Here is a 13892-nt window from a genome sequence, read left to right as displayed (position 1 = left end):
ATCAGCTCATCAATTTAAAAGTGGTGAATACGACGGCGCTCTCATCAAGTCCTTGATTGGGCTGGTATTCAATTTTTAGTTCGACGCCGGACTTGCTCTTTGCTTGAATCTTGAAGTTAATTACCAGCTCGCCAGATGCGAGATGAAAGGCTGTTTTGGCAGCATTGACATCGCTCTCCTGACCAGCGTCCGGAGCGGACAGTTTGTACTTCCAGTCACTTTGTCCAGTGATATAGCCTCGAAGCAATACGGTGAATTCGGCGACGCTAGGTTCTGTCGGTACGCTATCGGTTGTAATCTGCCCCCAGTTCGGTATCGACCAAGCGGTGTTTTCATGCCAACGACTGTCTACGTTGGTGATTCCCAGCGACTTTGCCTGATGATCGTCAAGTAATACGGGTGCGAAATTGGCGGAATACCAAGCCTTGATCTCATCTCGTACCTCGGGATAAGGCGGTAGCCGATCGTTTGGATCTAGATTGATTCCCTTCCTTTTTTCCCCGTCGTTTTGCCTGGTGCCGAACACGCCTCGCACGGCCCATAATTCAAAAGGTTGATGGACGCGATCCTTTGCGTGGGCATGCAGTTCAAGGCCTATCGCAAGAACGCCGGCGCCAAGTAGCGCGAATGCTGCGGCAGCCCAGCCGGCGAAAGGGATGACAGCGGTTGCTCCGGCGATAGCGAGGGTTCCTTCCAAGAGCGCGACTCCTCCGAGGGTTGATGCAATCCCCCCTGCGAATGTGAGGCTGGCTGCTGCCATGTCTCCTTGTTTCGCTTGGCGAATGGCCTTCAGAGCGTCGGCCGAAAATCCGAGAAAGATGGCCGGATAACCCACCAACCGAGTAAACAAATTGCTGCTGATAAACCGAATGTGCCCATTCCCAAAAGTCATTCCCGGAACAGTCGCACTGACTCGCAACATAATGATCTTGTGAGAAGCCCGCGCGCTGACCAGCACAGCCGCTGCGGCGCCCGCCAGTCCGAAAAGCGCGGACGCGAAGCCAGCCGCGTATTCGAAAGACGGATCGCTCCGCAAGTTGGCGTAGGCGGTCCGAAGGCTCACGATGTTGAACCAGAGCATGCCTACGTTTAACGCTCCTCCGCCCGTCGTGTTGAGCAGCGATGCAATATTCGGCTTCACACGCCGCGTCAGGGTTTCCTCGATGGTCACTGTGCGGCTGCCGTGGACGCGTACCTTCTTTATCTCTTCGACCTTCGCCATGCCAGAATTGATGAGGTTGTCGACTTCTCTGCTGAAGGCATCCGGGCGTACAGCCTCGTCGGTGATTCGGTAGCGAGCGCTCAACAAGCCCATGGCCTTGCTTGCGTTGGCCTCATCGGCGGCGGCAAGTACCTGCTGCCGCAGGGTGCGGCTGGCATCCCAGCGAGTCTTTCCGCGCATGCGTTTGAGCACCACGGTGGTCACAGTGTGCGCTGTCAGGTCCGTGACGCCGGCTGTGGCGGGAAAGCGCCCCGCCAGATCCTCAATGATGTAATCCGCGGCACCCAGCAAAGACCCCACCGCATCGGCCTTTTCCTTGAAGGGATTGAATGGCGCCAACGCCGTGTAGATCGGGCTGTCATCCTCGTCGAGCCAAGCATTCAACCGCGTGAAGCGAGGGTCGTCGTCCTCGGTGCCGGGCAACGATTGGCTCATGGGATGAATCAGCATCGACAGGGACACTTCCAGCCCTATCGCTGATACTCGGTTGTTGCGATCGTAAGCGGTTAGGGGCGCCGCTAGGCTGTTCGGATCGTTCCCGCATGCGGTTTCGGCAGTGGCAAGCCACTGATCGTGATCTTCGCTCGCCTTGGCCACGATGGCGTGGAGACGTCGCAATCGGCTCTCAACCTCGTCGCGCTCGGCCAGGAATTGGTGATACTTGGCCTTGTCGATACGCTCTCCTAAACGACCGCCTGCGGGCGAAACGTGCTCGTTCGTAAGCACCTCGAAGACCATCTCGGAGGACGTGAAGCGACGGTGGTGACCAACCTGCTTTTGCTGATATTCATAGCGCAACTTGGCCAAATGTTCTGGCGCAAGCTTGTCGCGCGGGTACATGTTTCGCAAGGTCTTTTCAAGGAGTAACGCCACCAAATTGCGGTGATGGTAGCTTTGGCTCTTAGCGCTCAAGACCTCCACGTCCTGCCGGAATGCCCTCGGGAAATCCTTCGCGCCGAGCTCGGCGTTGTCCGTGCCGGAGGCCGAATGAATCTGTTCGGAGGGCATCAGGTCGCGTGTCTGATGCTGATACGCGGCGACGGACAGGCCGAGATCATGGCACAGTCCCTCCGCGTCATTGAGAACCACGACCGCCGGCACTCGCGCTTGCGTAAACCGATAGTGATTTCGTTGAGCTAGAAACGTGCCAACGGGCAGATCATCCTTGCTTGCATGGCTGCTCCAATCCAGCGGCAGACGCTCCTGGCGCGGCTTGAAGTCCTCGACCCACTGTGTCAATGCAACCGCCGGCAGCACGTGGGGCTGGCCAGAAGGCGATTTGACACCCGAGGTCAGTTCGGCCATGTCCAGGGGCCGCATATGAAGCCGCCGCACCGTGGCATCTGCGGAGATCCTGGCCGTCATGTCGTTGGTCCAGAGGTGCGGGCTATAGCCGACCCACACCTCCTTGGCAGTCTCGGGACTGGTGTCTGCCCACACCCACCCCATGCGTGCGCCCGCTTTGTACCTGTCCTTCCTGTCGTAGTTCTCCAGCCCGGTGTATGTCAATTCCTGATAATGACCTTCACCGTCGTACTCATGAATGACGAGCTTCTCGCCCTTTGGGCCTTTCATGAAGACATAGACATAGCCCGGACGAATGGCACGCAAGGTATACGAAGACAACTGCAGAAACGGAAAGCCCATTTCCAGGCTGAAGCCGGACTTGGCGTACCGATACTGGGCGGAGCCGTCCGAATTCGGAACAATCGCATATCGGATGGGAAGAATGGGAATGCGTGGGCAGCACGCCGGTGCGGACTTTGCGCCGCCTGCTGTGGTCTTAGTCATCAGCGGATTCCTGTGCGCGAACGAGCGCGTCCAGTTGACGCAGACGAGCCTGAGGCGACTCGGTCAAGTCATTGAGAATTTCGCGTACCTCATCGTTCTGGAGCAGCCACGGATGATGGGCGAACAGGTTTATGTATTGAGCCGTGACGGTTTCTTCGTGAAAATTCAGACGGTCGGCCAATTGAAGGAGTTGCTCTATCCAGTCGCGAATCTCTTCGAAGCTGCGACCGGTGTGATCGGGAATCGAATGCACCTCGTAGATGCGACTGTGCATGAAGTGCTCACGGATGTTTGCGTCGAAGCGTTCGAGCTCGTGAGGGCGCAGCATCAGTACACTCGTCTTGCCGTCAACATTTCCGGAAACGTCGCGATCCACGCGGCGCCAGTCGTGAACTGGACCCCAGCTAGCGCGCCAGAGCAAAGCGCTGATCGGACCAAGCCACGCATCGCGGTGGTCCTCGTCCAACGCCTCGAGCCAGGCGGCGAGGTGATGTGGTTGAACGTTCAAGGTGGCTTCGCCCTCACAAGACAGATCAAGCTGCACTAGACCTCTGAGGTGTGCCGCCATATCACCGAGATCGGCCGCCGCACCGATGAACATTGCGCCACCTGCGGGCGCCCAGTGCGTGAGAGCCTCTTGCATCAGCCCAGGCTGGCTCGTCGCGTCAACTAGCAGCGGGCCGCGGTCAAATTGCTCATCCAGTGGCGTGCCTTGCCAGACCCAAGCATGCCAGGGTAAGGGATCGAATTCTTTCACCATGTCCAACACGCCAGGCGCATAGGCGGGGCGGTATTCGCCCTCTTGCGGCACAGGGCGGTAGGCCCAGTTTTGTAGTGGCACGGTCATCAGCAACAGATAGCGGAACGGCGTGCGAGGAAGCGCATCCTGGGTGATGTCCTTACCCATGGATGTGATCCAAGGCGGAGCTTTGGGAAGTGTCATCGAGCGAGCCCTCCAAGACAGCGGCAGTCGGATAACGGGCAGGTACCGTCCGGACGGCGCCCGCACAGGCGGTCGATGGGTTTGCCCGTGGCCGGGTCACTCCGGATCGCAAATGGGTTGCCAGCCCCACCGCCCTTCTGGCTCATCGGCCCCTTGATCAAAATGGCGGTCCCCTCAAGCGTGATCCCCGACCCATCAATACGAATCGTCCCCCCAGGCCCTTTCAAAATCACGCTCTCCGCCGCCTGAAGCTCATACACCTTCGTGCGCTGCCGAATCGCCTGACCCGCCTGAAGCTCCGCGTGCCCCTCCACGCTCTGCTCCTGGTGCCCGCCAATACTCACCCAATGATTCGCCACAGTCTTGTCGCGGCGGTTGTTGCCCACTTCCTCGGTGCGGTCCTTGCCGGTGTAGATCGTGTGATTACGCCCCACCGTCAGAAAGTCGTCCCGCCCAATGTCGTGCCGCCGGTCCTGGCCGATGTTCACCTGTTCGTCATTGCCCACGGTCTCCCTGCGGTCGTGGCCAATGGTGATGGTTTCGTCGTTCTCGACCTGCTCGCTGCGGTCGTGACCCACGAACGTCGACTCGTCGTGGTTGACGTGGATGTTCTGGTCCTTCTGCGCGTGGACGTAGATTTCTTCCTGATCCTTCTCGTCCTCAAAGCGCAGTTCGTTGTACCCCTCGCCTTTGTGGGTCTTGGTCTTGATGGTCATCCGCGTCTTGTGGCGCGGCAGGTCGTAAGGCGGCAATTGCAGGCGGTTGTAGACTCGGCCGGTGATCACGGGTTGGTCGGGATCGCCGTCGAAGTACGAGACGATGACCTCTTGTCCGATGCGGGGAATGGCCATGTGGCCCCACGTGGCGCCAGCGATGTTCTGGGATACGCGTATCCAGCAGGAGCTGTGTTCGTCCTCCTTGCCGAGACGGTCCCAGGCGAACTGGACCTTCACGCGGCCGTATTCGTCGGTGTAGATCTCTTCATTGGGTGGGCCGACCACCACGGCGTTCTGTGGTCCCTCGATGCGCGGCCGGGGCAGCGGTTGTGCACGCCACTCGGCGTCGTCCGGAACTAGCTCGGCCTCGTAGCGATAATGCGTGCCGTGCGAGGCATCGGCGCTTTCCTCGGCTTGGCTTGTGTGTTGGATGCCGCGGTGGACAATGCGGACGGGGCGCCAGCCGCGGTTGAGATCTTCGCGAGGATGCCCGGCCAGGGTGAACGAAATACCCGGCTGCAGGCGCGGGTCATCGCCTTCAACAAAAGCGACCCGCGCATCGCGTCGGTGTCCGCGCAGCCGATTCTCGGCGAAGGGCTTGCCGGCCTCGTCGAACTTGGCGCGGGCCGGGTAGTCGGAGCGCTCGTAGCGGCGTCCCTGGTGGTCAAGATCCCGCCCATCTCGACTGTGCTGGTGGGTATAGCGCGGATGGTGAAAGGTGTAGTCGCGCTGGGTCTGGCGCGCGGTGCGCACGTTCTCGGTGTAGGCGAAGCGACGCAGCGCAGGCTGCGGCTGGTCGCCGCCGGGTGTCGGGTTGTACTGCACCGGCGCGTCGCCGACGCGGCCGTGGATGAAGAGGCGATCGCTGTGGACAAGTTGATGTCCTTCGGCGCCATGACGGAAGGAATAGAAGAAACCTTCCTCGCGCATGATGCGTTCGACAAAGTGGTAATCCGTGTCACCGGCCTGCACGCAGTATTCGCGAGCCTGGTGCTCGGCAGTGCTGCGCTGCTCGTAGTCCTGATTCAGGCCATGCGCCTTGAACACCGCCTCGGCGATCTGTGGAACGGTCAGCGCCTGGAAGATTCGCCAATCGGAACTGAGCTTCAGGCGCGCCAAGCGTGGCTCGACGATCGCCGAATACCGCGTGCGGCGAAAGCCGGTTTCGCCCTGGACGAATGAAGATACCGCGCCGTGCACGTGGCGAACCGGATTCTGTCCCTGCCAGATCGTGAGCAGCGCGGCTCGGTCCAGAACACTGCCAAAGTCGACGGCCGCATTGGCGCTGGCCAGTTCGATTTGCAGCACGTAAGTTTCGGAGAGGCCTTCCTGCAAGATGAACTCGACGACGTCGAAAGACGCGTCGCCGACGGTGAAGGTGAAGTGCAGATCGGATTGCGTGGGCATGATGTCTTATCTCCAGTTCAAAACTAGCCGCTTCACTGTTTGAGAATGCTCTCGAGCGAATCCAGCACCATCTGCGTGGCGGCGCCCAGTTTCAGGGAGAAGTACAGAAACGCTGCGGCCACCACAACCGCGGCTAGCGCCCAAGGCGTCCAAAGCGGCCACTGCCGGTCCAGCCTGTGACGGAGCGTGGAGATGTTCGCAGGAGCGTCGACCAAACGTTCGGGCACGTCTCCCCGCAGCTGGCGCAGTTGCTCATGCAGCCGGGTAATAAGGGCGTTCAGCGTGTCTTTGTTGTTGTGCTGTTGGCCATACTTGCCCTGATAGCCCAGACACAGGCAGAGGTACTTGAACTCGAGGGCGTCGCGGTACTTGACGGCGTCCATCTGCATTCGCGCCAGCACCGTGAAGAACTTCTCGCCACCCCAGGTTTCGTTGTGGTGATAGCTCAGGAGAGACCGTCCTTTCCATCGCGAACCCACACCCCATGGCGTCGCCATCACTGCTTCATCGATGAAGGCGCACAGGGCGTAGCGGAAGGACAGCTGCGTCGCCCCGTCGTATCCAAGCTGCCGAACCTCTTCCGAGAGCGCGGTGATATGGTCCCGGACGTTCTCATATAGCCGATTCACATCGTCTTCCGGCAGGTCCTTCATGCGGCGCACCCGCATCACCAGGCCGAACAGCGGCTGGGCGATGTCGACCAAGGGGTTGATGCTGTGGCCGCGCAACTGAAATTGCAGATCCTCGTCCGCATTGATGCGGTCCACCCCTTCGTAGAGCACCCGATCCGCGTCACGGATACTGGGTTCCCGAGGGGTACGCATGAAGTCGTCCGGCACCTTGGGCAGAACGGAAGGAGAGGGACTGGTCTCAATGCGGTCGTTGCCGACCATCACGTTATGGCTCATCTCATTGACTCCGAATGGCCCAGAACTGCAGCTCCAGCTCGGGGAAGTCCCCGGTGATGTGGAAGCCGAATCCGGTTGTCCCCTGCGGCATCAGGCGCTGCCAATGGGGATGCGACCGGTCCAGCTGAAAATAGGTGAAACCGGCGTGGAAAGGCAGATGGCGCGGCGCAACCGGCAGTGTCATCAATGGAATTCCCGGCAACTGCAATCGGATCAGTTCCTGCAGCAACTGATGCGAGGCCATCTTCGCCTGGCGCACAAACTGTTGCCGCATTTGCTCCAAGGGCATTCGCGCGCGAACGGCGAGGATGAACTCGGCGCTTTGCAGCAGGCTGGGATCGTGGACTTGCGCCGTGAATACACCATGGCCTTGCTTGTCCAGCGGCAGCGACACGGCGCGCGGCTGCAGCACCGTGCTCAGCACGCGGCGCAGCGTCTCCTTCAGCATGCGGAAAGAGGTCTGTGGCGTGTCGTGCTGATAGGCGGGGTAGTCCTGCGGTAAACGTCCCTCGTCGGTAAAGGTGGTCAGTTCGCCGCAGGCTTGGCCGCACGCCAGATAGGCATCGACCGGTCGCACATCGGCGTCGCGCGCCAGGTGCCGGAACAGATGCTGCCATCGGTTGAGCGCTTGCAGCAGGTTGAAGTCTGTAATGTCTGCGACGCCGGACTGGCCGGGCGACCCGATCCGCTGCGCGATGCTTTTCGCGCGCTCGTGCATCAGCGCGGCAATCTCTTCCATGAAGTGCGCCAGCGGGCGGATGGCCTGCAGGTACATGCCCGTGATGTGAAAGTCGCTGTCCAGCAGCAGGCTTCCGTCGGGCCGCCTGTCCAGGATCCGGCTCAATGCCAAGCCCGTGAAGGCGCTTCGATCGTCTCGTTCCAATGCCAGTTGCAGATTGGGCACGGCCAAGGCGATGGGCGTGTGATTGCCTTGATGGCTGTGCGTGTCGCGGATGTCTTCGGTGTGATGAAGGTAGCGGGCGTTGCCCAGGGTGTCCGGCCAACGAACCTCGGATGTCCCGTCCGAGCGCAGCGGCAGCGTCAGGTATACCGTCTGATTGGCGGCAGTTGCATCAGGAATCGACAGGGGCTCGGGCGGCGGCTGGTCGTGGGGGATGTTGAAGGCGGTACCGTCCGGCATGATGCCGCGTGCACGCACGATGGAGATCTTGCCGAACGACAGAAACTCCTGATTCAACTCCAGCTCCGAGAAGCCATAACAGTACCTGCTGCCCATGCGCACATTGACGTAGTGCTCGAGGTATCGGTCGGTCTGCTGGAAGTGCTGGGGTTTGACGAATTGCCCTTCGCCCCAAACGACGGGATTGCGGCTGGTCATTGTTGTTCTCTCGCTTGATTGCTGGCAAGTTGAGCGGTCTTGGCTGGCCGGTAGCTCTCGTCGGTGATGGCGACCCGAGTGTCTTGCAAGGTCACCAGCAAGGCATACTTGCGGCTGCGCGGCTCCACCCGGAACACGTCGTACCAACGCTGGGCGTCGGGCGCATGAAAGACCGCCACGACCGCGACGTAATGGGTGTCCTCGTCCAGGTCGCGATAGTTGATGAACTTGAATTGGCCGGGCGCGAGCAGGTAGTCGTCGGCTGTGATGTAGGTGCTTCCAAGCGCCTTTTTGGGGGCACTGCGGACCAGATCGGGATCGGCGTTTTCCAGCAGCGAATCGTCCTTGAGCTGGATCACGCGAAAGGAGACAGGCGTGGCATTGGCATGATCCTGGGCCGCCAGCGGCGCGGGCGCCAGGGGAACGCCATCGCGGTACTGGCCAAGCGCCACGTCCTCTCCACGGGGGCTGGCAGCATGGCCAGCCGCGGGGGCTGAATCTTGCTCGTCTTCACCTTGGCGCAGTTGCCACTGCACCGGAAAGGGAGCCTGGTTCGTCGCCACGCTGTCCGTCCACAGGCTTTCAGAAGAGGGGTTCATGACGATGGAGCGAGACTTGAAGACTTTGGTCAGCGCGGACCTGACGGCCTTACTCGTGCCGTCTTCTGACGGCGCCGCCGGCGATTCCGCTTGATGCAGGTGTTCAAGCAAGGCTTGCAGACGATGCACTAGGTCTTCGCGGGTTTCACCCTGCACATTGACCGAGAACGACCGTTCATTCACCGGCGCCGTCGTCGGATCCGAGTCCGGTTCGGCAACCGGATTGGGATTCACGTCCTTGGCGGCGTACAGGCTCAACGCCACCTGCGTTGGCTGATCCTCTGGCGGGCCCACCTGGATGTCTGGATCCATCAGGATCTGCCCCGTCTTGGTGAGGACGTTGCCCACGGTGCCGCATCCGGACAGCAAGGATGCGGCGCACAGAAGTGCAACGGCTGGCCTCATGGCTCTTCCTTGCGCAGCGACTGGTCGTAGGCTTGGTCGAAGACCTCCCAAAACAGTTTGTCGAAGCCTTGCTGGCGGCTGGATCTGAGTTCTTCGTAGTAATGCCGGTACATCTGCCAGGCCCCGTCACCAGGTAACGCTTCGTGCTGCTGGCCGGACCGGTAGCGGGCAAACCGGCGTTCAAGCTGGTCCGGCGAGAACGCTTGCAACAGCGCACTCAGACCGGCGGTGATGGCGTCTAGCATCGCGCGATGCTGTTCGGCTATCTGCTCGAGCGATTCCTCGACGGCGGCGGTGGGAGACAGGTGGACCATGCTGCGGTCCCGGGAAAAGAGAGCGCGCACGGTGTCTGGATAGGTCTGCGGGAGGCGCAGCGGATTGTCTTCGATGGGCTGCAGTGTGCGTTTGGCGAGTGCCAGCCGTGCGCCCTGAGGTGCGCGATTCAATGCGGCGAGGCCGCGAATGAGCGCGGCTAGCGTGGTCCCCGCCTCGAACAGCAGGATGTACGCATCGTGCGGGTCCACTGCGCCCACAGGCGCGCCTAGCCCTTCGACCAAGGGCGCCACAAGGCCCGCCGCATCGCCGCCGTGGTTGAACTGATTCTGGATCCATTGATCGGATGCTCGGGGGACTGCAGAAGAAGAGGGGTGTCCCGACATGGGGGGATCTCCGAAGGCATGCAAAGGGGAGCCGGAAACGGCTTCGAATCGGGTCGTGGACAGGTCGGCCTGCGCGGCCAACTGCGTCTGGCCGTAATGCCTGGAATCCAGCGAAGCGGCGTTGTCGGCTGACGCGGGGGCCGGACGGATGGCTTCTTGGAGCGCCAGCAAAGGGTCCAGCTGTCCTTGCGTCGAGGGCTCCGACAAGGCGTTGAACTCGCGCCAGCCACGTTCTGACGGCGGGTTTGGCGCCGGCGCTCCGTCGCCGTGGGGCAGGGCCCCGATATGTTCGTTCGATGTGCCAAGCAGCTCGGCGACCTCATGCTCGGCGAGATGCCGGGCTGGGTCGGGCAAGGCGTATGTCTCGTCATCCAGGTTGACGGTCAGGCGATAGGGCCCTACGTGCAGGATGTCTCCCCCGCGCAGTCGAACGCTGACAAGCGCGCCAAGCGGGTCCATTTGGTCGTTCACACGCGTCTGTCCGCAGCGATCGATGACGAAGTAGCCGCCATCTTCGTAGCGGACCTCGCAGTGGATGGACTGGACGCGGCCCGACCTGTCATGCAGGATCCAGTCCGCCCCGTGCGCGCCGATCGTGCCGCCTGCGATATCGAACAGGCACCGGGGCTGGCTGCCTTTCTGCAGGGCCTGAGGGTTGTCGACCACGAGAGCAAGGCGATGATGAGAGGATGTCGGGATCATGTGCGCAGGGAAACTCTGACGGGCGGCGGGAGGGTCGAGGCCGGCTGTTCAAGAAAACTGGTCCAACCCAGTTGCGTGCCGCCGGCAAGCCGAAGATTGAAGGGAAGCACTTCGTCTTGCCGTAGGCCAAGCTCGAGGTCGCAGGGAATCGGGTCGCGCAGCAGAAAAACGACGAGCTGGCGCAGGCGCTCGAAGTTTTCGCCGTGGGGCAGAAACTCGCGAAATCGCGCCTGGCTCAAGTGCGATATCACGATGACGAAGCTGCTGTGCCGCGTGCGTATGCTGTCGCCGATCTGGAAGCTGTGGCTAAGCTGACCGTTGTTCACGCCAAGCCTGATTCGATCGGAATCGTCGATGACGGCGTGCCGAAGCGCGAAGTCGCGAATCTGCACATCCTCCAGGTCGAAGCAATGCGCGATCAGCCCGGCCAGCATCGCGGGCGAGCGGCTGCGCAGAACCACCGCGCCAGCAAAGCTCAGCAGCCGGCTCCAGGCGATTGGCGTGTCGCCCCGGGTCGCGTCATGCTGCAGACCGATAAGCGCGAAGATTCGGCGAGAGAACTGGTCATCCGCGCCACGCCGGAAGCGGATGTAATAGCGATACTTGCGCCAGGCCTGGTGCAACAACGTCAACAGGCGATGGTTAAAGAAGTCCAGGAACGCGGGGCGGATGCCCACGCCTTGGCCGGCCTCGTAGGCTAGGCGGTCAAGGTAGTAGCTCGGCAGGGGAGAATCCGTGCCGTGCATCCCGAAGAACGTGGCTTGCACCCGGTACTGATGCGGAACCTGACTTTCAAGGCGTTCGGCCAGCGCGACGTCGGACGCCGGAAAACCCAGCCCCGCGTGATTGCTCAGGAGAATGCGCTGGTGATCCGCGTCGAAGGTGTCGGATGATTCCAGGTCGTCATCGTGCAGCCCATGCAGCCGCTCCAGCAGGCAGAAGAAGTCATGTCTCTTGGCCTCGGCCAACAATGAATCGCTCAGATCAGGGGCTGGGTTCCGCTGCGCATCGGCCATGCGTAGTGCTCCTGATTGGTCATGTTGATCGCTTCCAGTACGTGGAACGACGACAGGCTGGCGTACAGCGACAGGAAGTGGCTGAGCACTGTCCCGAAAAGATAAAGGTCGCCTTCGCAGGAAAATCCTTCCTGATCGAGCTTCAAGAGGGTGCGGGTGCCTCGGATGGGAAGACCCTTGTACATGCGGTCGATGGGCTCACTGACCACGGCCTTCAAGCCGTCCAGGCGCTTTTGCGTCGTTCGGGCACGCTGGATGTCGTGATGAGCCGAGAAGTCGTAGTTGCCAAGAATGGCTTTGAGGGGTTCGGCCGACAGCAGCGAAAGGTAGGTGGGTGAAAGGTTGGAGATCAGACTCCAATGCAGATCGCCAGCCAGTACGGGACGGTATGGCGGCGTGGGTGTCGTCAGGTTCTTGAAGCGAACGAATGCGGGGGTGTCGCGCGACCCTTCGCGGATATCGCCGACGCCCAACGCAAGCGGGTAATCGCGGTTGGTGCAGGTCAGCGAGAGCGACACCGTTTCCTCTCGGCCAATGTAGTGGCGGTCATCGCCCCGCACGAACGCAATGCGGTGGTCGATGCCCGAGTCGGAGGGTGACGGCGACAACCGCGTGCGGTAGTACAGTGTGGTCCGCCCGCGTTCGTGTTCGATCTGATGACGCAGCGACTCAAAAGGTTCGTAGGTACGTAGCCATTCTCCCGGCTGATCGCTGTCGCCGTTCTTCCATCCATCGACCTTGTCGATACTGAAGATCTCGAACGCATCAGGCCGGTGGCCGCCGGGTTGGAGCCGGTATTCGGCGGCCCTTCCGGTCAGGCGAATAGGCTCGGCGTCGTGTTCGAACAGGTTGACGGCCGGCGTGCAGTAAAGCGCGATGTCTGCCTTGCGTACCCGCACGTCCGCCGGCATGGGGCGCGTGAAGTGAAACTCAATGCGTATGTTTGTCGTGGGCAGGTCGGGCCACAGCCCAAGCAGGTGCGTCAGTGAAAAAAAGTAGAAGCGCCTAGGAAAGAGAAAGTACTCCTGGAGGATGCGGTATCCATCCATGGCGTTCTTGGGGTAGGGCAGCAGGGCCGAGTCGGGGGTGAATCCGGAAAATTCGATTTGGCCGACCGGAATGTGGCGAACCCGGCCAGCGGACTCCATGCGGATCTCGCCCAGGTACTTGGCCAGCCATAGATACAGTGTCTGTGCGGTGTAATCGCTGCCGCTCAGGTAGAACTCTAGTTGGTCACAGCCAAACGTACTGGGCGGGTTTTGGCTCAGGGTGGCGAGGTCAATGCGGACAATCGACTTTTCCAGTGAATGGCCATCATCGACCCCTGCGACCTCGAAGGGGAAGATCGACACGTCCTGACTCGTGCGGAACTGGCATTGCACGCCGTCCACGGCCCGCGACTGGATGCTGGTTCCACGCGGCACGGTCTGGCGGCCGGTGATGGAGTGGTCGGTGGGTTCGAACTGCATGATCGTGGCGCTGGGTAGGGGCCGCAGATAGTTGGGCCACAGCATTTGCAGCAGCGAGTGCGTCAGTTCGGGAAAGTCGTCTTCGATCTTCAGACGCAGTTTTGCCGTGAGGAAGGCAAAGCCCTCGAGCAGTCGCTCCACATCGGGGTCCGTGGCTTCCTCGCCCAGAAACGGGGCCAGCTGCGGGTTATTGCGTGCGAAGACGCGCCGCAAGCGGCGCAAGTAATCCAGTTCCTCTCGGAATTTTCCCTTCAGTGGCATCCGGTCAGCCTCCCTTGGCTACTTGCTAGGTCACCCTGACCTGTCGGCCTTGATGGTGAAAGAGCAGGCTTATCTCGACCTGCTCTTGCGCATTGTTCAGCGGCACCCGGCAGATCAGCCGAAAGCCCAGATTCAATGACGGATCGGACCCCGCCAATGGCCTGACGTCGATGACGTGAGCGCGCGGCTCGTAGGCGGCCACTGCTGCGTGGATGTCGAGGCAGACCTGTTGGCGCAGGTCCACGGCACCCGTCGCCGCGTCGTTCAGATCGCGCAGTCCCAAGCCAGGGCTGCTCTGCGAGCTGCCCTGGCGGGAATTGAGGATCCATTCCAGTTGGCGCTTGATGGCGCGGATGCGTTCGGCCGCCATTTCCTGGCGGGTGCGGTTGCGCCGTGGCGGAAGATCGGGATCAAGGCGTTCGAACAGGCTGCCGCGCCCAGGGGACCGAGGCATG

The 13892-nt window shown here is 61.1% G+C and carries 10 protein-coding genes; all 10 read right to left on the bottom strand.

Features of this window, described 5'->3' with window-relative positions; translation table 11 throughout:
- Position 1: 1 nt before the first annotated feature.
- Genes QEP15_RS23325 through tssE form a run of 10 tightly spaced genes read right to left on the bottom strand, consistent with a single transcriptional unit; the run spans position 2 to position 13891 of the window.
- On the bottom strand, positions 2-3013 hold the full coding sequence (locus QEP15_RS23325) for a T6SS effector BTH_I2691 family protein (RefSeq protein WP_152382778.1): 3012 nt from the start codon (positions 3011-3013) through the stop codon (positions 2-4).
- The gene (locus tag QEP15_RS23320; RefSeq protein ID WP_227741316.1) at positions 3006-3920 is read right to left on the bottom strand and encodes a DUF4123 domain-containing protein; all 915 of its coding nucleotides are present in this window, start codon (positions 3918-3920) and stop codon (positions 3006-3008) included. Before QEP15_RS23320 ends, QEP15_RS23325 begins: the two co-directional genes overlap by 8 nt.
- A gap of 32 nt (positions 3921-3952) precedes the next feature.
- Positions 3953-6079: a type VI secretion system Vgr family protein gene (locus QEP15_RS23315; RefSeq protein ID WP_280148166.1), complete on the bottom strand. Its 2127-nt coding sequence runs from the start codon at positions 6077-6079 to the stop codon at positions 3953-3955.
- A 32-nt stretch (positions 6080-6111) separates the two neighbouring features.
- A complete protein-coding gene (gene icmH / locus QEP15_RS23310) occupies positions 6112-6987 on the bottom strand; it encodes a type IVB secretion system protein IcmH/DotU (RefSeq protein ID WP_152382775.1) in 876 nt (291 codons plus the stop codon).
- A gap of 1 nt (position 6988) precedes the next feature.
- Positions 6989-8326, bottom strand: coding sequence for a type VI secretion system baseplate subunit TssK (gene tssK, locus QEP15_RS23305; RefSeq protein WP_152382774.1), 1338 nt, complete (start codon positions 8324-8326; stop codon positions 6989-6991).
- Positions 8323-9273: a type VI secretion system lipoprotein TssJ gene (gene tssJ, locus QEP15_RS23300; protein ID WP_193725332.1), complete on the bottom strand. Its 951-nt coding sequence runs from the start codon at positions 9271-9273 to the stop codon at positions 8323-8325. The genes tssK and tssJ overlap by 4 nt, the downstream gene beginning before the upstream one ends.
- A gap of 53 nt (positions 9274-9326) precedes the next feature.
- Complete coding sequence (gene tagH / locus QEP15_RS23295) at positions 9327-10691, bottom strand: type VI secretion system-associated FHA domain protein TagH (protein WP_152382772.1); 1365 nt, start codon at positions 10689-10691, stop codon at positions 9327-9329.
- Entirely contained in the window at positions 10688-11707 is a 1020-nt protein-coding gene (gene tssG / locus QEP15_RS23290) for a type VI secretion system baseplate subunit TssG (protein ID WP_152382771.1), read from the bottom strand. The genes tagH and tssG overlap by 4 nt, the downstream gene beginning before the upstream one ends.
- The gene (gene tssF, locus QEP15_RS23285; RefSeq protein ID WP_152382770.1) at positions 11671-13437 is read right to left on the bottom strand and encodes a type VI secretion system baseplate subunit TssF; all 1767 of its coding nucleotides are present in this window, start codon (positions 13435-13437) and stop codon (positions 11671-11673) included. The genes tssG and tssF overlap by 37 nt, the downstream gene beginning before the upstream one ends.
- A 25-nt stretch (positions 13438-13462) precedes the next feature.
- Positions 13463-13891, bottom strand: a complete 429-nt coding sequence (gene tssE, locus QEP15_RS23280; protein WP_152382769.1) for a type VI secretion system baseplate subunit TssE — start codon at positions 13889-13891, stop codon at positions 13463-13465.
- Between the last annotated feature and the right edge of the window lies 1 nt (position 13892).

It is taken from the genome of Achromobacter mucicolens, from assembly GCF_029866465.1.
Classification (GTDB): domain Bacteria; phylum Pseudomonadota; class Gammaproteobacteria; order Burkholderiales; family Burkholderiaceae_B; genus Achromobacter; species Achromobacter mucicolens.
Note: the sequence above shows the minus strand (reverse complement) of the source record. Positions and strands in the feature narration are given on the sequence as shown.

Coding starts and splice junctions, on each gene's coding strand:
- tagH (WP_152382772.1), bottom strand. CDS start 10,691: ATGATCCCGACATCCTCTCATCATCGCCTTGCTCTCGTGGTCGACAAC.
- tssG (WP_152382771.1), bottom strand. CDS start 11,707: ATGGCCGATGCGCAGCGGAACCCAGCCCCTGATCTGAGCGATTCATTG.
- tssE (WP_152382769.1), bottom strand. CDS start 13,891: ATGCCTCGGTCCCCTGGGCGCGGCAGCCTGTTCGAACGCCTTGATCCC.
- tssF (WP_152382770.1), bottom strand. CDS start 13,437: ATGCCACTGAAGGGAAAATTCCGAGAGGAACTGGATTACTTGCGCCGC.
- QEP15_RS23325 (WP_152382778.1), bottom strand. CDS start 3,013: ATGACTAAGACCACAGCAGGCGGCGCAAAGTCCGCACCGGCGTGCTGC.
- QEP15_RS23315 (WP_280148166.1), bottom strand. CDS start 6,079: ATGCCCACGCAATCCGATCTGCACTTCACCTTCACCGTCGGCGACGCG.
- tssK (WP_152382774.1), bottom strand. CDS start 8,326: ATGACCAGCCGCAATCCCGTCGTTTGGGGCGAAGGGCAATTCGTCAAA.
- QEP15_RS23320 (WP_227741316.1), bottom strand. CDS start 3,920: ATGGGTAAGGACATCACCCAGGATGCGCTTCCTCGCACGCCGTTCCGC.
- icmH (WP_152382775.1), bottom strand. CDS start 6,987: ATGAGCCATAACGTGATGGTCGGCAACGACCGCATTGAGACCAGTCCC.